The sequence below is a fragment of the Streptomyces sp. CGMCC 4.7035 genome (genome assembly GCF_031583065.1).
In the GTDB taxonomy this organism is placed as follows: Bacteria; Actinomycetota; Actinomycetes; order Streptomycetales; family Streptomycetaceae; genus Streptomyces; species Streptomyces yaanensis.
The window spans coordinates 1,426,758-1,445,375 of sequence record NZ_CP134053.1 but is presented as its reverse complement, the minus strand read 5'-3'; the positions used below and the strand labels follow the sequence as shown (position 1 = coordinate 1,445,375).

Below are 18,618 nucleotides of genomic sequence, written 5' to 3'. Positions count from 1 at the left end.
GTCCGGGCCACGAGATCCTCAGTCCGCATCGCGCCAGTTCTCCCCCAGTTCGCCCCACAGGTATGCGGCGGCCTCGACGCCTTTGAGGAGCAGGTCGAGTTCGACCTTCTCGTTGGGGGCGTGCCAGCCGTCGGACGGAATGGAGATGCCGAGGAACAGGACAGGTGCGCCGAGGACCTCCTGGAGGTCGGCGGCGGGTCCGGAGCCGCCCTCGCGGGTGAAGCGGACCGGCTGCTGGAAGGCGCGGCCCATGGCGCGGGCGACGGACCGCAGGGCGGGGTGGTCGAGGGGTGTCAGACAGGGGCGGGTGGCCGAGCCGAACGTGATCTCGTGCCGGATCCCGGCGGGCAGCCGGTCGGCGGCCCAGGCGCGGACGGCCTGCTCGATGTGGTCGGGGTCCTGTCCGGCGACGAGCCGGAACGAGAGTTTGACCATGGCCGAGGACGGGATGATCGTCTTGCTGCCGGGGCCTTGGTAGCCGCCGCCGATGCCATTGACCTCAGCGGTGGGACGGGCCCAGATGCGCTCGAGGGTGGTGTGTCCCGCCTCGCCGTAGGCGGCGGTCGACTTGGCGGTCCGCAGCCACTGCTCCTCGTCGAAGGGCAGTTCGGCGAAGAGTTCGCGTTCGCGGTCGGTGAGTTCGGCGACGCCGTCGTAGAAGCCGGGGATCGCCACGCGCGCGTGCTCGTCGTGCAGGGCGGCGACCAGGCGGGCGGCCTCGGTGGCGGGGTTGGGCACGGCACCGCCGAAGGAGCCGGAGTGGATGTCCTGCTCGGGCCCGTGCAGGGTTATCTCGCACTCGGCGAGGCCGCGCATGCCCGTGCACACGGTGGGGGTGTCCGCGGACCACATGCCGGTGTCGGAGACGATCACCGCGTCGGCGGCGAGCCGGTCCGCGTGCTCCTCGACGAGGGCGCGGAAGTTCGGGGAGCCGGACTCCTCCTCGCCCTCGATCAGCAGCTTCAGGTGGACGGCCGGGGCGGTACGGCCGGTGGCGGCGAGGTGGGCGCGGACGCCGAGTGTGTGGAAGAACACCTGGCCCTTGTCGTCGGCGGCCCCGCGCGCGTAGAGACGGCCCGCGTGGATCACCGGCTCGAAGGGATCGCTGTCCCAGCCGTCCTCGCGGGCGGCGGGCTGTACGTCGTGGTGGCCGTAGACGAGGACGGTGGGCGCCTGCGGGTCGTCGGCAGGCCATTCGGCGAAGACGGCGGGGGCGCCGTCGGTGGACCAGACCTCGGCGGTGGGGAAGCCAGTCTCCTTGAGCTTGACCGCGAGCCAGTCGGCGCTGCGCCGCACGTCCGCCGCGTGTTCGGGCTGGGCGGACACCGACGGGATGCGCAGCCACTCCGCGAGGTCGTCGAGGAAGGCGGCGCGGTGACTGTCGATGTACGTACGGACGGCACTGTCCGGGCTCTCGCTCATGGTCACGAGCCTATAGGCCCGCGCCGACATCCCGGTCCGCCGGTTCCTCGCCGGAGGGCTCGGCCAGCAGCAGCCGCTCCAGCGCGGTCCGGTCCAGAAGGGCCTCGGGGCGTACGACCTCGCCGCTGCGGACGTACAGGAACGCTGCCTTGACGGCTTCCAGAGGCACGCCCTGCTGCTCGGCCCAGGCGAGCCGGTACAGGGCGAGCTGGAGCGGGTCACCGGTGCGGGTCCGGCTCGTCTTCCAGTCGACGATCTCGTACGCCGTCCCCTCGCCGTCGTCCGTGCGGTAGACGGCGTCGATGCGCCCGCGCACGACGCGTCCGGCAATGGCCAGCTGGAAGGGCGCTTCGACACGGTACGGGGTGCGGTGGGCGTAGGGGGTGCGTTCGAAGGCGTCCTTGAGTGCCTCCAGGTCGCGCTCGTCGGCGATCTCGGCCTCGCTGCCGGGCAGCTCCTCCGGTTCCAGCATGGGCAGCCGCAGCTCCTCGAAGCGGGCCTCGACCCAGGCGTGGAAGCGGGTGCCACGACGCGCGGCCGGTTGCGGGGGGCGTGGCATGGGGCGCGCGAGTTCCTGCGCGAGCCCGTCGGGGTCGGCGGCCAGGCTCAGCACCTGCGAGGCGGTGAGCGACGGCGGCAGGGGGACTTCGGTGACGCCTGTGCGGGCGCGCAGCAGCTCTCCGGTCAGGGCGTCCAGGTCGCGGTCCCAGGAGGCGATGGTGCGGGCCTCCTCCGGGGTGAGCGCGGGGGCGGCGTCCTCGGCGGGGTGCCGGCGGGCGTGGGGGACGGTCGGGGTGCCGTCACCGAGGGGCACGCGCGCGTGGGGTGCCGCGTGCGGTGCGGGCCGGCCCTCCGGCCGGTCCGCCGGCCAGGAGTCCCAGTCGGAGGCGTCCTCCTCGGGGAGGCCGTCGGCGAGCCCGTCGGGCAAATCGTCGGGGAACTCGTCGTAGGGGCCTTCCTCCTCGTAGAGATCTTCCTCGTCCGGTGGGGGCGGCCATTCCGGATCGTCGTACGCCGAGGGGTCGTGGGTGGCCGTGGTGTGGGCGCCGACGTGCGACGCGGCCTGGTCCAGATGGGCCAGTACGGTCTCCGCGGCGGCCCGGCGGCGGGCGAGCGCGGCCTCGTCCAACGGGAGCGGCCAGGCGTGGTCGGCGGCGGCCTCGCGCAGCGCCGGGTTCTCCTCGTCCTCCGCGGGCTCGTCGGCCCAGACCTCGATCTCGCCGTACCCGGCGGCACAGTGCTCGTAGAGGGCCTGGAGGAAGTCCGAGGGCCCTCGGGGGCGCTTCTGGGCGGGTCCCCACCAGTGACCCGAGCCGAGCAGCAGGGAGCGGGGGCGGGTGAAGGTGACGTAGCCGAGGCGCAGCTCCTCGGTGTGCTGGTGCTCTTTCATGGCTTCGTGGAAGGCCTTCAGGCCCCGGGAGTCCCACGTCTCGACGTCTGGCAGGGTGTCGGCGTCGCCGCGCAGGGTGTGCGGCAGCACCTTGCCCTGGGCCGTCCACTTCTCGCGGCCCTGGGCGCTCGGGAAGGTGCCGGTGACCAGTCCGGGGACGGCGACGACGTCCCACTCCAGGCCCTTGGACTTGTGCGCGGTGAGCACCTTGACGGTGTTCTCGCCGCCGGGGAGGGCGTTGTCGAGGCCCTTCTCGTACTGGGCGGCGGTGCGCAGGAAGCCGAGGAAGGCCAGGAGGGTGGCGGCCTGGTCATTGGCGGCGAAGGCGGCGGCGACGTCCAGGAAGTTCGACAGGGTCTCGCGTCGCCGGGCGGCCAGTGCGTGCGGGGACGCGGACAGCTCGACCTCCAGGCCGGTGACGGCGAGCACGCGGTGCAGGACGTCCATCAGCGGGTCGGCGAGGGACCGGCGCAGATCGCGCAGCTCGGCGGCGAGGCGGGCGAACCGCACGCGCGCGTCGGGCGAGAAGGGCAGCCCGTCGTCCTCCCGCTCGGCCTCCATCGGCAGTTCGAGGAACGTGTCGAGGGCGTCCGCGAGCGATATCACCTCGGACGGGTCGACGCCCTCCACGGCCGCCGCGAGCCGGCGGTCCGGGTCGTCGTCGGCGGCCACGCGCGCGTGCGACACGAGCAGCCGGGCGCGCCGGCCGAGGAGGGCCAGGTCACGGGGGCCGATGCGCCAGCGCGGGCCGGTGAGGAGGCGGACCAGGGAAGCGTTGGCGCCGGGGTCCTGGAGGACCTCGCAGACGGCGACGAGGTCGGCGACCTCGGGCAGGTGCAGCAGCCCGGACAGTCCCACGACCTCCACCGGGATGTCACGGGCGACGAGGGCACCCTGGATCTGGCCGAAGTCGGTCGCCGTACGGCACAGGACGGCGACCTCGCCGGGCGCTGTGCCCGTGCGGACGAGGTGGGCGATGGAATCGGCGATCCAGTCCATCTCCTCGGCGTGGGTGCGCAGCAGCGCGCAGCGGACCTGTCCGTCGTGCTCGGCGCCGGGGGCCGGCCGCAGGGCCTCCACGCCCGCGTGCATCGCGCGCAGCGGCTCGGCGAGCCCGTTGGCGAGGTCGAGGAGGCGGCCGCCGCTGCGACGGTTCTGGCTGAGGGCCTGGCGGGTCGCGGGGCGCCCGTCGGTGTGTGAGAAGTGCTCGGGGAAGTCGTCGAGGTTGGCGACGGACGCGCCGCGCCAGCCGTAGATCGCCTGGCAGGGGTCGCCCACGGCGGTCACCGGGTGACCGGTGCCGCCGCCGAACAGTCCGGCGAGCAGGACGCGCTGGGCCACCGACGTGTCCTGGTACTCGTCGAGCAGGACCACACGGAACTCGTCACGCAGGATGCGGCCCACCTCGGGGAGGCCGGCGAGGCTCGCCGAGAGGGCGATCTGGTCGCCGAAGTCGAGCAGGTCGCGCTCCCGCTTGGCCGCGCGGTAGCGGCCGACCAGCTCGGCCAGTTCGCGGCGGGCGGCGGCCGTCTCGGGGATTTTGCGGAGGTCGGCGTTGGTGAGTTTGACGCCCTCCAGTGTGCGCAGCAGCTCGGCGTCGTACGCCCGCAGGTCTTCCGGTCGTACGAGGTGCTCGGCCAGCTCGGAGTCGAGGGTGAGGAGGTCGCTGACGAGATCCGGGAAGGAGCGGGTCAGCGCCGGGTAGGGCCCGGGGGCCTCGCGCAGCACGCGCGCGGCGAGCTGGTAGCGGGTGGCGTCGGCGAGCAGGCGGGAGGTGGGTTCGAGCCCGATGCGCAGGCCGTGATCGGTCAGCAAGCGGCCCGCGAAGGCGTGGTACGTGGAGATCACGGGTTCGCCCGGCGGATTGTCCGGGTCGATCACGTCCGGGTCGGTGACGCCCGCCCTGACGAGTGCCTTGCGGACACGCTCGGCGAGTTCACCGGCCGCCTTGTTGGTGAAGGTCAGGCCGAGGACCTGCTCGGGCGCGACCTGTCCGGTGCCGACCAGCCACACCACACGGGCCGCCATCACCGTGGTCTTCCCCGACCCGGCTCCGGCCACGATCACCTGCGGGGCGGGCGGTGCGATGATGCAGGCCGTCTGCTCCGGAGTGAACGGGATACCGAGGAGCTCTTTGAGCTGCTCGGGGTCGGTGATACGGGCGGGCACGTCGGAGAGGCTAGCGGCGGCCACTGACAGCGGATGCCACATCGCCTTCCGGGCGCGAAGAAGCGCTGGTCAGCACGCATGGTGGGGTCCATCACACTGGTGTTCTCACTCCACGACGTGACGGCCCTCCGGCCGTGCGCTGCACGAGGCCCGGAACGCGCAGTGCGTGCAGTGCTGCCCGCTGGTGGGCGAGAAGCGCTCGTCGAGAACCTTGCCCGCGGCGGTGGCCAGCAGCTCGCCGATCCACTCCCCCTCCAGGGGCTCCTGCGCCTGGACCTTGGGCAGGGTGTCGCCGCCGTCCTTCTTGGCGGCGCCCTGCCGCAGCTGGACGAGTTCGGCGCCGCCCGGCTCGGGGCGCTGTCCGTCGAAGGCCTCGTCGACGGCGCCCTCGCGCACGGCGAGCTGGTAGACGGCGAGCTGCGGATGGCGGGAGACCTCGGCGGCGCTGGGCGCCTGCTTGCCGGTCTTGAAGTCGACCACATAGGCGCGGCCCTCGCCGTCGGTCTCGACGCGGTCCATGGAGCCACGGATGCGGACCTCGTAGTCGCCCGCTTCGACGGTGACGTCGAAGTCGTGCTCGCTCGCCACCGGCGTACGCCGGGTGCGGGCGCCGTTGGAATCGACGTGCCACTTGAGGAAGCGTTCGAGCGCCACGCGCGCGTTGTCCTTCTCCTGCGCGGACTTCCACGGCGCGTCGAAGGCGAGCGCGTTCCACACCGAGTCGAGCCGCTCCATGAGGACGGCGAGGTCGGCGGGGGTGCGTCCGGAGGCGACCTCGTCGGCGAGGACGTGCACCACGTTGCCGAAGCCCTGGGCGACGGTCGCGGGCGCGTCGGCCTTCACCTCGCGGCCCAGGAACCACTGCAGGGAGCAGGTGTTGGCGAGCTGGTCCAGGGCGCTGCCGGACAGCACGACGGGCTGGTCCCGGTCGCGCAGCGGCACCTTGCTCTCGGTCGGGTCCCACATGCCCCACCAGCGGTAGGGGTGCGCGGACGGCACAAGGGGGCGCCCGTCCTCGTCGGCGAGGGCGGCGAGCCGGGCCAGCCGGCGCGCGGCGGCCTCCCTGAGAGCGTCGGACGCGCGCGGGTCGACGGTCGTGGCGCGCAGTTCGGCGACGAGGGCGGCGACCGACAGGGGGCGGCGCGGACGGCCGGTGATGTCCTTGGGTTCGGCGCCGAGTTCGGCGAGGAAGCGGGAGGGCTGATCGCCGTCGTCAGCGGGTGCCTTCACGGCGGTGACGATCAGGCGTTCACGCGCGCGCGTACAGGCGACGTAGAACAGGCGTCGTTCCTCCGCCAGCAGTGCCCCGGGGGTCAGGGGTTCGGCGAGCCCGTCGCGGCCGATGCGGTCGGCCTCCAGCAGGGAGCCGCGGCGGCGCAGGTCCGGCCACAGGCCCTCCTGGACACCCGCGACGACCACCAGGCGCCACTGCAGGCCCTTGGAACGGTGCGCGGTCATCAGACGCACCGCGTCGGGGCGCACGGCCCGGCGGGTGAGCGTGTCGGCGGCGATGTCCTGGGCCTCGATCTCCTCCAAGAAGTTGAGGGCGCCGCGTCCGCCGGTACGCTCCTCCGCGCGCGCGGCCGTCGCGAACAGGGCGCAGACGGCGTCGAGGTCACGGTCGGCGTTGCGCCCGGCCGCACCGCCCCTGCAGGAGGCGTTCTCCAGACGCTTGGGCCACGGTGTGCCGGCCCACAGCTCCCACAGGGCCTCCTCGGCCGTGCCACCGCCCGCGAGCCGCTCACGGGCCTTTCCGAGCAGCGCGCCGAGGCGCTGGGCTCCGCGCGCGTACGCCGGGTCGTGGGCCACCAGCCGCTCCGGCTCGGCCAGCGCTCGGGTGAGCAGTTCGTCGGAGGGTGGCGGTACGGAGTTCCCGGCGGCCCGCTCCTCCTCGCGCAGGGCACGGCCCAGGCGGCGCAGGTCGGCGGCGTCCATGCCCGCGAGCGGGGAGGCCAGGAGGGTGAGCGCGGTCTCGGTGTCGAGCCAGCACGCTTCGGGGCCGTCCTCGGCAGGTGCGCGCGCAGGTTCCTCGGCGCGTACGGCGTCTTCGGCCGTGGCGTCGACACGCGCGCGTACGTCGGCGTCCTCCGCCCGTGCGGCACCGCGCGCGCGTACGTCATCGCCGGCGCCGGGCGCCTCGGCCCGCGCGCGCCCGTCATCGCCCGCGCGTACCGCCTCCGCCCGCGCCACCGCCCGCAGCGCTGTCAGCAGCGGGGTCACGGCCGGTTCGTGGCGCAATGGGAGGTCGTCGCCGTCGATGTCGAGGGGGACCCCGGCGGCCGTGAGAGTGCGGCGGACCGTCGGGATCATGCGGGCTCCCGCGCGCACCAGGACGGCCATCTCCCCCCACGGAACGCCGTCCTCCAGATGCGCGCGGCGCAGGATGTCGGCGATGTTGTCCAGTTCCGTACCGGGCGTCGGGTACGTGTAGACCTCGACGCGGCCCCCGTCCCGTACCGCGGCGAGCTCCCGGTGGGCCCGTACCTTCTCCGCCGGAAGGCGGGTCAGCGGCATGCGCTGGGTCAGCAGCCGGGTGGCGGCCAGGAGACCCGCGCCGGAGCGGCGGGACGTCCTGAGGACCTCCACGGGCGCGGGTGCGCCGTCCGCGCGCGGGAAGGCGTACGGGAAATCCAGGATGCCGCCCACGTCGGCGCCCCGGAACGCGTAGATCGATTGGTCGGGGTCACCGAAGGCCACCAGGGTCCGGCCGCCGCCCGCGAGGGCGTGCAGGAGGCGTACCTGCGCGGGATCGGTGTCCTGGTACTCGTCGACGTAGACAGCGTCGTACTGCGCGGCCAGCCGCTCGGCGACCTGGGGTCGGCGGGCCAGCAGGACCGCGCGGTGCACGAGCTCCGCGTAGTCGATCACTCCCTGGAGGTCGAGGACGTCCAGGTACTCGGCGAGGAAGGCTGACGCGGCCGCCCAGTCCGGGCGGCCGATGCGCTGGGCGAAGCGGCGCAGGGCATCCGGGCCGAGGCCGAGTTCGCGGCTGCGGGCCAGCACGGCGCGGACCTCGTCGGCGAAGCCGCGTGTGGTCAGGCAGGCGCGCAGTTCGTCCGGCCAGCGCACGTGTGCGAGGCCGAGACGCTCCAGGTCGGGCTGGCCGGCGAGCAGCTCGCGCACGGCCACGTCCTGCTCGGGACCGGAGAGCAGCCGCAGGGGCTCGACGAAGAGATCGGAGTCCTGGTGGGCACGGACCAGGGCGTAGCAGAACGAGTGGAACGTGGTGGCCTGCGGGGCGTGCGCCGCCCCGGTGCGCAGTGCCATCCGGTCACGCAGATCGACGGCGGCCCTGCGGCTGAACGTCAGCACCAAGATGCGTCCCGGGTCACCGCCGCGGGTGATCCGAGCGGCGACGGACTCGACGAGCGTGGTCGTCTTGCCGGTGCCCGGGCCCGCGAGAACAAGCAGCGGACCGGCTGTGTGCTCAACCACAGTGCGCTGTGTTGCGTCCAGTCGAGGGGGATCCATCTGGACGGGCGGGGTACGCACCAGTCGGTAAGCGCCACGGCTCCCCTGCTGCACCCGGGGGTGCGGCAGGCGCCTGGTGGAGGAAGAGGAGCTCACGTGGTTCGCCGGTCCTGGTGGTCGTACTGGTGGGAGGGCCGCCCCGCGTGGAGGGCGGTGGCGGCGGGATGAGGGGGACGCGCGCCGTCGACGCTACGCCCGTGTGTGGCGCGGAAGCAGGGCTTCCCCTTGTTCCCGTGGGCCCATCGGGTCACTCATGTCCCATGCTGCACGAACGTACGCCATGTCACGGATGTGCCCGGTTTCCCTCGTACGGGCCACAGGTTCCCCTCCGGCCCGTCCGATGCCGGAAGCTGTCAGGTGTGACCCTCCGTGCGCTCGCCGCCGTCCCATCGCGCCCGCTTCATGTCGACGCGCGGGAGATGGCCCTCGGAGGCGTGGCCCGCCTGGCGCAGGGGGGTGCCCTCATCTCGGTAGTGGTCCAGTGCCTCCAGTTCGTGACCCGGGAGCAGCACTCCGTCCGCGCGGATGACGCGCCACCAGGGGACCGCTCCTCCGTAGAGAGCCATCACGCGGCCCACCTGGCGCGGACCGCCCTCCTCCAGCCACTCCGCCACGTCCCCATACGTCATGACGTGCCCAGGCGGGATGCGTTCGGCCACGTCAAGGACCCGCTCCGCGTACTCCGGCAGGGCGTCCGCCGGAAGGCTCTCCTCACTCATCCGCCCCATCCTGCCCCACCCCACCGACAATGTGAGGTGACGGCGGCCGAGCGTAGCCCTCGCCCCGGCGTTGCGCTTCGGGCAGACTGTGCGCCCCCGCATTTGCACCCTGATGCCCCCGTGTGTCGGGTGGACATGCCACCATCGTGCGGGCGGTGACTGGTGATACGAGACCAAGAAGAGACGATGAGACAGCAGGGCGTGCACCCCGAGGGCGGGGAGGGCACGTCTGAGGCTTCGTCGCGCCCGGACACCGCCGGACCGGCCCGGAAGGCCGACGACGACGCGACCAAGAGGACACGCGCCGACGATGACGCGACCAAGAGGACCCACGTCGACGACAGCGCACGCGAGGAGACGCGCGAGAGCGAACGGTCGCGGAAGAAGGAACGGGAGACCGAGAGGCCGCAAGCAGCGGAGGCGGAGCGGCGGACCGATGTGGACGAGGAGCGTGCCGACGTCCACAACGAAGAGGTCGAGGGCGACGAACCCCTGCTCCCCGCGCGCGTGCACCGCCCTTCCGATCTGATGCGGCTCCTGGTGGGCGTGCTCGCCATCGTGGTGCTGCTCGCCGTCGCCGCCTTCGCGCACGGCACCACGTCGGGCCTCGAACAGGACATCAACAAGGGCACGGGGCAGGCACCCGATCTACTGATCAAGATCGCGGGTCTGGCGTCGAGCATCGCGATCCTGCTGGTGCCGGTCGCCTTCGCGATCGAGCGGCTGATCAAGCGGGACGGGCTGCGCATCGCCGACGGCGTCCTCGCGGCTGTCCTCGCACACGGGGTGACACTCGCCACAGACCTGTGGGTCGCCAGGGCCGCCCCGAACTCCATCCAGGAGGCGCTCACGCAGCCCTCCCCCGGCGACATCCACGCCCTGACCGATCCGGTGCACGGCTATCTCGCCCCGGTGATCGCCTATATGACGGCCGTGGGCATGTCACGCAGACCACGCTGGCGCGCCGTGCTGTGGGTGGTGCTTCTGCTCGACGCCTTCTCGATGCTGGTCACCGGCTACACGACACCGTTCTCGATCATCCTGACGGTGCTGATCGGCTGGAGCGTCGCGGCCGGGACGCTGTACGCGGTCGGCTCGCCGAACGTACGGCCCACCGGGCGGACCCTGATGGCGGGCCTGCGCACCGTGGGCTTCCGCCCCGTGAGCGCGGCGCGCGACGAGGCGCCCGACACTGCGGACAACGGCGACCGCGGGCGGCGCTACTTCGTCACCCTGGAGGACGGCCCGCCCCTCGACGTCACCGTCGTCGACCGCGAGCAGCAGGCACAGGGCTTCTTCTACCGGGTGTGGCGGCGGCTGACGCTGCGCGGAATCACCACCCGGCGCAGCCTGCAGTCGCTGCGCCAGGCCCTGGAGCAGGAGGCGCTCCTCGCGTACGCGGCCATCGCGGCCGGCGCCAACGCGCCCAAGCTGATCGCGACCTCGGAGCTGGGCCCCGACGCCGTGATGCTCGTCTACGAGCACACCGGCGGCCGCACGCTCGACCAACTGGCCGACGAGGAGATCACCGACGGGTTGCTGCACGACACCTGGCACCAGGTGCGGGCGCTGCAGTCGCGGCGCATCGCGCACCGCCGGCTCGCGGGTGACGCCATCGTGGTGGATCGTTCCGGCACCGTGATCCTGACGGATCTGCGCAGCGGTGAGATCGCGGCCGGCGACCTGGTGCTGCGGATGGACATCGCGCAACTGCTGGCCACGCTCGGGCTGCGGGTCGGCGCCGAGCGGGCGGTGGCGTCCGCGGTCGGCGTGCTCGGCCCGGACGCGGTCGCCGACTGCCTGCCCCTGCTGCAGCCGATCGCACTGACGCGCTCCACGCGCGCGACGCTCCGGAGACTGGCCCGGGAGCGGGCACAGCGCGAGCGGGACGCGGTCCTGGAGGCATCCCAGCAGGCCAAGCTGGCCCGTCTGGAGGAGGCCCGCGAGGGCACCGGGGTCGTGCTCGAGAAGCTCGACAAGAAGTCCGTACGCGCCGAGCAGCGAGCCGAGAAACGGGCGATCGACGAGGCACTGGAAGAGGCGCGCGAGGAGGATCTGCTCACCCAGATCCGCCACCAGGTGCTGCGGATCAGGCCACAGGCCCCGGTCGAGCCGGCCCGCCTGGAGCGGGTGCGGCCGCGCACGCTGATCAGTTTCATCGCCGGCGCCATCGGCGCGTACTTCCTGCTCACGCAGCTCACGCACATCGAATTCGGCACGCTCTTCGCCAACGCCGAGTGGGGCTGGGTGGCGGCGGCCGTGTTCTTCTCGGCGCTGAGCTACGTCGCGGCGGCGATGGCGTTGCTGGGCTTCGTGCCCGAGCGAGTGCCGTTCCCGCGGACCGTGGCGGCCCAGGTCGCCGGGTCGTTCGTGAAGATCGTGGCGCCCGCGGCGGTCGGCGGTGTCGCCCTGAACACGCGCTTCCTGCAGCGCGCGGGGGTGCGGCCGGGCCTCGCGGTGGCGAGTGTCGGCGCGTCGCAGCTGTTCGGGCTGGGCTGCCACGTCCTGATGCTGCTGTCGTTCGGCTACCTCACGGGGACCGAGAAGACGCCGTCCCTGTCTCCGTCCCGGACGGTCATCGCCGGTCTGCTGACGGTCGCAGTGCTGGTCCTGGTGGTCACGTCGGTGCCGTTCCTGCGGAAATTCGTCGTCACGCGCGTGAGGTCGCTGTTCGCGGGTGTCGTGCCGCGCATGCTCGACGTGCTGCAGCGGCCCCAGAAGCTGGTCACCGGCATCGGCGGCATGCTGCTGCTGACCGCGTCCTTCGTGATGTGCCTGGACGCCTCGATCCGGGCGTTCGGGCACGAGGAGAAGACCACGCTGAGTCTGGCCAGCGTCGCGGTCGTCTTCCTCGCGGGCAACGCGCTCGGTTCGGCCGCCCCGACCCCCGGCGGTGTGGGCGCGGTCGAGGCGACGCTGACGGTCGGTCTCATCGCCGTCGGCCTGCCCAAGGAGGTCGCGGCCCCCGCGGTGCTGCTGTACCGACTCCTGACGCTGTGGCTGCCGGTGCTGCCGGGGTGGCTGTTCTTCAACCATCTGACGCGCAAGGGCGCGCTCTAGGGATCCAGGATCCACACGGCAACGGCAGGCACGCGCGCGTGCACCGCCCCTCACGCAATGCGACACACGGCCGCCGGGAACGGACTCACCCGCACGGCCCGCGGCCCCGAGCGCACCATGCCGTACGGCTTCACGATGAGAGCATGCCTAACCGTCACCGGAGCCGCGCCACTGCCCTGGCCGCCACTGCCGTCTTCCTGTCCCCCCTGCTGACGGCCTTCGCCCCCGCCCCCGCCCCCGCCGGGGGCGGGGGGCTGCCGCTACAGAAGCTGAAGTGGAAGGACTGCCCGGCGCCGTCCGCGTTGCAGGGCGGCGGCAGCGCCCCCTCGCCCCTTCCGAACGGCGGCCGTTGGCAGTGCGCGACCATGAAAGCGCCCCTGAACTGGAACGACCCCAAGAGCGGCACCATCGACATCGCGCTGATCCGGGTGAAGGCCAGCGGCCCCCCGAGCAAGCGGCTCGGCTCCCTCATCTTCAACTTCGGCGGGCCCGGAGCCTCCGGCATCGGCACGCTGCCCGGCTTCGCACAGGACTATGAGACCTTGCGCACCCGCTACGACCTGGTGAGCTTCGACCAGCGCGGGGTCGGCCGCAGCGCGGGCGTGGTCTGCGAGAGCGACCGACAGCTCGACGCGTTCTTCCAGCAGGACGCGACGCCCGACAACGCGACCGAGCAGAAGGCGTTTGTGAACAACACCAAGCAGTTCAACAAAGCCTGCAAGGCACGCTCCGGCAAGGTGCTGCCGCATGTGCGCACCACCGACGCCGCCCGCGACATGGACCTGATGCGCGAGGTGCTCGGCGACGCCAAGCTGCACTACTTCGGCATCTCGTACGGCACCGAACTCGGCGGCGTCTACGCCCACCTGTTCCCCAAGAACGTGGGACGGGCCGTGTTCGACGCGGTCGTCGACCCGACGGAGAACCCGGTGCAGAGCTCGGTCGGGCAGGCCAAAGGCTTCCAGCTCGCGCTCGACAACTACGCCCGGGACTGCGCCTCACAGAGCACCGGATGCCCGGTGGGAAGAACTCCGCAGGACATCACGAAGCGGATCGCCAAACTGCTGAAGGACCTCGACAGCAAGCCGATCCCCGGCATCTCCCCCCGCAAACTGACCCAGACCGCCGCGACCAACGGCATCGCGATGGCCCTGTACTCCAAGGACTACTGGGGGTATCTCACCGAGGGTCTGCAGCAGGCGTACGCCGGCGACGGCAAGGAGCTGATGCTGCTGTCCGACGTGCTGAACGGGCGCAACGCGGACGGCACGTACAGCGACCTCATTCCCGCTCTCATCGCTGTCAACTGCGCGGACGACAAGCCCCGGTACACCGCCGCCGATGTGAAGGCGCGGCTGCCGCAGTTCCGGGCCGCCTCCCCGCTGTTCGGTGACTTTCTCGCCTGGGGCCTGCTCAGCTGCATCGACTGGCCGGTGCCAGGAGTCTCCAACCACCCGAACGTGAGCGCGTCCGGGGCCGCGCCGATCCTCGTGATCGGCAACACCGGCGACCCGGCCACCCCGTACTCGGGCGCGAAGAACATGGTCAAGGCACTGGGCAGAGGTGCCGGTGTCGAGCTGACGTACAAGGGTCAGGGGCACGGCGCGTACGACAGCGGGAACGAGTGCGTGCAGAAAGCAGTGAACCGCTATCTGCTGGACGGGAAGGTGCCGACGGCCGGCACCGTCTGCTCCTAGCCCCACCGGCCCACATCCCCAACCAGCATCGCACTCGGAGCAAAAGTGCAGGTCAGACAGTTATCCACAGGCAGCCATGGGTTCGGCTTGATCCGCCTACTATGGCCTGACTGCTCCCCGCGGCTCCGTGCGGAGAGCTCATGAGGGGGGTGCACATGTCACGGTTCGTACGGTGGACGGCCGCGGTCGCCGCCGCGGCGCTGATGACCGGCTGCAGCAGCGGTTCGTCCGGCGGGAGCGAGGACGAGGGTAAGGGCAGGTCCCGTTCGTCGTCGGCGTCAGCGCCCACCGCCTCCTCCAAGCTGCCCTCTTCGCTCACCTCGCAGAAGCTCGACTGGAGCCGCTGCAAGGGCTCGTCGGCGCCGGGCGGCGGCTGGCAGTGCGCGACGCTGAAGGTACCGCTGGACTGGGCGAAACCGGACGGCGAGACGATCGGCATAGCCCTGATCCGTTCCAAGGCGAGCGGAAGCAGTCGCATCGGCTCGCTCCTGTTCAACTTCGGCGGCCCCGGCGGCTCCGGCGTCTCGATGATGCCGTCGTACGAGAGCGCGGTCTCCAAGCTCCACGAACGGTATGACCTGGTGAGCTGGGACCCGCGCGGGGTGGGCGCCAGCAAGGGGATCCGCTGCCGCAGCGACAAGGCGATCCAGGCCGCCGAGAGCATCGACGCGACACCGGACGACGCCGCCGAGGAGAAGGTGTACCTCGATGACGCCACCTCCTTCGGCAGGGGCTGCGCGACAGCCGCCGGCAAGCTGCTCTTGCACGTCTCGACGACCGACACCGCACGCGACATGGACCTGATGCGCCAGGTCCTCGGCGACGGGACCATGCACTACTTCGGCATCTCGTACGGCACCGAACTGGGCGGTGTGTACGCCCACCTGTTCCCCAAGAGCGTGGGGCGCCTGGTGCTGGACGCCGTCGTCGACCCGACCGCCGACAGCGTGGGCCACGCGAAGAACCAGGCCCGTGGCTTCCAGCGGGCGCTGGACGACTACCTCAAATCAACCGGTCAGGACCCGAAGCAGGGCTCCCGTAAGATCGCGGATCTGCTGAAGCGGATCGACGCGAAGCCGCTGCAGACGTCGTCCGGCCGCAAGCTCACAGAGACCCTGGCCGTCACCGGCATCGTGCTGCCGCTCTACAGCAAGGCGGGCTGGCCCACGCTCACCAGCGCGCTCCGGGCGGCCGAGGCCGGGGACGGTTCGGAGCTGCTGACGCTGGCCGACCGCTACAACGAGCGCGACACCTCGGCCCGCTACGGCACGACGACGCACTCGCAACGGGTCATATCGTGCCTGGACGACAAGCAGCGGCCGACGCTCGAGGCAACGAAGAAGCTGCTGCCGGAGTTCGAGAAGATCTCGCCCGTCTTCGGCGACTTCCTGGGCTGGGACACGGCGGGCTGGTGCCACGACTGGCCGGCGACCGGGCAGTTCGACCATCCGGAGGTCAGCGCGCCAGGAGCCGCGCCGGTGCTGGTGGTGGGCAACACCGGGGATCCGGCGACGCCGTACGAGGGTGCCCGGAAGATGGCCCACGAGCTGGGCAAGGACGTCGGTGTGGAGCTCACCTGGAAGGGCGAGGGCCATGGGGCATACGGGAGCGGGAGCGACTGCGTGGACTCGACGGTGAACGCGTACCTGCTGGACGGAACGGTTCCGGAGGACGGCAAGGTCTGCTCATGACGATGACGGGGAGGTGAGCCGCGGCTCAGTACCCACCGGCAAGTCAGGCCGCATACGACGTCGGCCGCGAGGGACACCCGCCGCGTCAAGAGCTGGACGCCAGGCCCCACGATTGAAGTGGTTGCGGTCCACCGGTCGCCCCTGGCCGCCATGGAAGAGCACGGAAGCCGTGACCGGCGCGCCGTCGACCTCACGCCACGGCAGCGTCACGGCGGCGGGCTGGTGCCGACTGATGTGCTCCTCCAGCGACCGAGCGACGCTCTCCGGCAGCGGCACTGTGCGTGTCTTGCCTCCCTTGGGCAGCGCGAACACCGGACGATTGCGGATGCGCTTGACCTGGCGGACCACGTGAACCATCCCTTCGCTGAAGTCCCCGTCATCGACCGCGAGACCAAGCACCTCGCCCTGACGCAGACCGCAGCCGCCTGCCAAATCCACCATGGCCCGGTGTTGCTCCGGGAGCGCCGAGCGAACCGCGAGCACACGCTCCCGCGACCATGGAACGATCCGGCGAGGGTCAAGCTTCGGCGCACGCACAGACGACGACCGGCAGGGATTCTCGGGGATCAAGCGGTCATCCGCGGCCGCCGTGAGCATGGTGGAGAGGTTCGCGAAGATCACCCGCTGATAGGCGGGCGCCACTCCCCCGTCCTGCAGCTTTCGCAGCCACTCACGGATGTGCGTCGGCCGGAGCGAGCCCAGCGTGCGACTGCCCAGGTAGGGCAGGACGTGCAGGCGGATGCGCTGCCCGGTGCCCACGAAGGTGCCGGGATCCATGGTGAGCGACGCCAACCAGCGTTCGGCATGCTGTCGAACGGTGAGGCGACCGGCTTGCGGGTCGATGTACTGCCCGCGCGACATGTCCGCCTCGATCTGCGCGAGCCACTGCTCAGCAAGCCGCTTCTGACGGTCGGGGAAGCTCTTGGACTTCTCGGAGCCGTCCGGACCGACGTAGCGGGCGCGGTAGCGCAGGCCGACGCCGTACCGCTCGGTCTTGGCCTTGACGACCTTGCCGTTGGGTCCAGGCTCGGTCTTGTACCAGCGGTCTTGGATATGCCCAGCCATCAGGCAGCCTCCCCAAGCTGGGCGTCTACCCAGGCCCGCACGTCGTTCGGGTCGAAGCGCAGGTGCCGGCCCAGGGCGTCAAGGTCGTTCGTACAGTGGCGCGCTCCACCTTGACGCCCTGAACCACGCCCGCTCCACGGTGTGTGGGTCGACGGCAGACGGGATGGGAGCTGGGGAGAGTGGTGGGTAAGGGCGCTGAGCAACAGACCGGCTCATGGCCTCTCATCCGGAGCTGCTCCGTCGTCCTTCTCGGACACCTCATCCGGTGCATCACCCTTGACGCCGGGGAATATCAGTCGCGCGCTGAGGCCGATCGCCCCCAGAGCTCCCAGCATGAGGCCGCTACGAAGCCATCTCATGTCGCCCTCCCAGTCCCTAGGGCTACCGAAGACCCTCCAGAGCACGACGGCGATACCGAGCAGAAGGAGCGCTATGCCAGCGATGCGGCTTAACCGAGGATGCATGCGCTCATGATCCATGCGCACCGTGGCAAGTGTCATGACGGGCCATCCCGTGGTGATCGGACTCACACACTCTACGGCTATGCCGAACCCGTCTCACCGACCGCGTGAAGGCCGACGAGGCTGCTTTGGGATCGGCAGGGCACTGCCGATCCGCCCGACCCACAACGACAGAAGCCCACGGCATCTGAACTGGTCAGAGCCGTGGGCTTCTTCTGCCTCGCTGGTCAGCGAGACCGCTGATTAATACACCGGCTTATGGGGCTCGATCTGGTTGACCCAGCCGATTACGCCGCCGCCGACGTGGACCGCGTCCGCGAAGCCCGCCGACTTCAGGACGGCGAGGACTTCCGCACTGCGGACGCCGGTCTTGCAGTGCAAGACGATCTTCTTGTCCTGCGGGAGGGTCTGCAGGGCGGCGCCCATGAGGAACTCGTTCTTCGGGACCAGCCGGGCGCCCGGGATGGAGACGATCTCGTACTCGTTCGGCTCGCGGACGTCGATGATCTCGATGTTCTCGCCTTCGTCGATCCACTCCTTGAGCTGCTTGGGAGTGATCGTCGAGTCGATGGCCGCCGCCTGGGCCTCCTCGGAGACGACGCCGCAGAAGGCCTCGTAGTCGATGAGCTCGGTGACGGTCGGGTTCTCGCCGCAGACCGCGCAGTTCGGGTCCTTGCGGACCTTGACCTGGCGGTACTGCATCTCCAGAGCGTCGTAGATCATCAGGCGGCCGACGAGCGGCTCGCCCGTGCCGGTGAGGACCTTGATCGCCTCGGTGACCTGGATGGAGCCGATGGAGGCGCACAGCACGCCGAGCACGCCGCCCTCGGCGCAGGACGGGACCATGCCCGGCGGCGGGGGCTCCGGGTAGAGGCAGCGGTAGCAGGGGCCGTGCTCCGACCAGAAGACGGAGGCCTGGCCGTCGAAACGGTAGATCGAACCCCAGACGTACGGCTTGTTCAGCAGTACGCACGCGTCGTTGACCAGGTAGCGGGTCGCGAAGTTGTCCGTGCCGTCGACGATCAGGTCGTACTGGCTGAAGATGTCCATCACGTTGTCGGCCTCAAGCCGCTCCTCGTGAAGGATCACGTTCACGTACGGGTTGATGCCAAGGACAGAGTCGCGCGCGGACTCTGCCTTGGAGCGGCCGATGTCGGACTGGCTGTGGATGATCTGCCGCTGCAGGTTCGACTCGTCGACCTCGTCGAACTCCACGATCCCGAGCGTGCCCACGCCCGCGGCGGCCAGGTACATCAGCGCCGGCGAGCCCAGACCACCGGCGCCCACACAGAGCACCTTGGCGTTCTTCAGCCGCTTCTGCCCGTCCATCCCGACGTCGGGGATGATCAGGTGGCGGGAGTACCTGCGGACCTCGTCTACGGTGAGCTCGGCGGCCGGCTCGACCAGGGGTGGCAGCGACACGGGGACTCCGTTGGTCGGTCAATCACTACAGTTGTTCTCCCCGTAACACTG

At 71.1% G+C, this 18,618-nt stretch carries 10 protein-coding genes; 3 read left to right on the top strand and 7 right to left on the bottom strand.

All coding sequences use genetic code 11. From position 1 onward, the window contains the following. Positions 1-18 precede the first annotated feature (18 nt). The 4 genes from Q2K21_RS05895 to Q2K21_RS05880 form a co-directional block, all read right to left on the bottom strand. The gene (locus tag Q2K21_RS05895) at positions 19-1,422 is read right to left on the bottom strand and encodes a dipeptidase (RefSeq protein WP_310766454.1); all 1,404 of its coding nucleotides are present in this window, start codon (positions 1,420-1,422) and stop codon (positions 19-21) included. A gap of 10 nt (positions 1,423-1,432) precedes the next feature. Next, positions 1,433-5,023: a UvrD-helicase domain-containing protein gene (locus tag Q2K21_RS05890; RefSeq protein ID WP_386276025.1), complete on the bottom strand. Its 3,591-nt coding sequence runs from the start codon at positions 5,021-5,023 to the stop codon at positions 1,433-1,435. Positions 5,024-5,086: 63 nt separating this feature from the next. After that, the gene (locus Q2K21_RS05885) at positions 5,087-8,548 is read right to left on the bottom strand and encodes an ATP-dependent helicase (protein WP_310766448.1); all 3,462 of its coding nucleotides are present in this window, start codon (positions 8,546-8,548) and stop codon (positions 5,087-5,089) included. Positions 8,549-8,805: 257 nt separating this feature from the next. Next, positions 8,806-9,171, bottom strand: a complete 366-nt coding sequence (locus Q2K21_RS05880; RefSeq protein WP_310766445.1) for an MGMT family protein — start codon at positions 9,169-9,171, stop codon at positions 8,806-8,808. Between the two features lie 186 nt (positions 9,172-9,357). On the opposite strand from Q2K21_RS05880, the gene Q2K21_RS05875 reads away from it, so the two are divergent. The 3 genes from Q2K21_RS05875 (at position 9,358) to Q2K21_RS05865 (ending at position 15,619) form a co-directional block, all read left to right on the top strand. After that, a complete protein-coding gene (locus Q2K21_RS05875) occupies positions 9,358-12,231 on the top strand; it encodes a lysylphosphatidylglycerol synthase domain-containing protein (protein ID WP_310766440.1) in 2,874 nt (957 codons plus the stop codon). Between the two features lie 143 nt (positions 12,232-12,374). Further along, positions 12,375-13,928: an alpha/beta hydrolase gene (locus Q2K21_RS05870; RefSeq protein WP_310766437.1), complete on the top strand. Its 1,554-nt coding sequence runs from the start codon at positions 12,375-12,377 to the stop codon at positions 13,926-13,928. A gap of 155 nt (positions 13,929-14,083) precedes the next feature. Continuing rightward, positions 14,084-15,619 (top strand): alpha/beta hydrolase, encoded by a 1,536-nt coding sequence (locus Q2K21_RS05865; RefSeq protein WP_310766434.1) that lies wholly within the window; start codon positions 14,084-14,086, stop codon positions 15,617-15,619. On the opposite strand, the gene Q2K21_RS05860 is transcribed toward Q2K21_RS05865, so the two are convergent. The 3 genes from Q2K21_RS05860 to moeZ all read right to left on the bottom strand — a co-directional run bounded on the left by Q2K21_RS05860 (position 15,614) and on the right by moeZ (position 18,567). Beyond that, positions 15,614-16,684, bottom strand: coding sequence for a tyrosine-type recombinase/integrase (locus tag Q2K21_RS05860; protein WP_310766431.1), 1,071 nt, complete (start codon positions 16,682-16,684; stop codon positions 15,614-15,616). The genes Q2K21_RS05865 and Q2K21_RS05860 overlap by 6 nt on opposite strands. 212 nt (positions 16,685-16,896) lie before the next feature. After that, positions 16,897-17,184, bottom strand: a complete 288-nt coding sequence (locus Q2K21_RS05855; RefSeq protein WP_310766427.1) for a hypothetical protein — start codon at positions 17,182-17,184, stop codon at positions 16,897-16,899. Between the two features lie 204 nt (positions 17,185-17,388). Next, entirely contained in the window at positions 17,389-18,567 is a 1,179-nt protein-coding gene (gene moeZ, locus Q2K21_RS05850; protein ID WP_310766423.1) for an adenylyltransferase/sulfurtransferase MoeZ, read from the bottom strand. Positions 18,568-18,618: the final 51 nt, after the last annotated feature.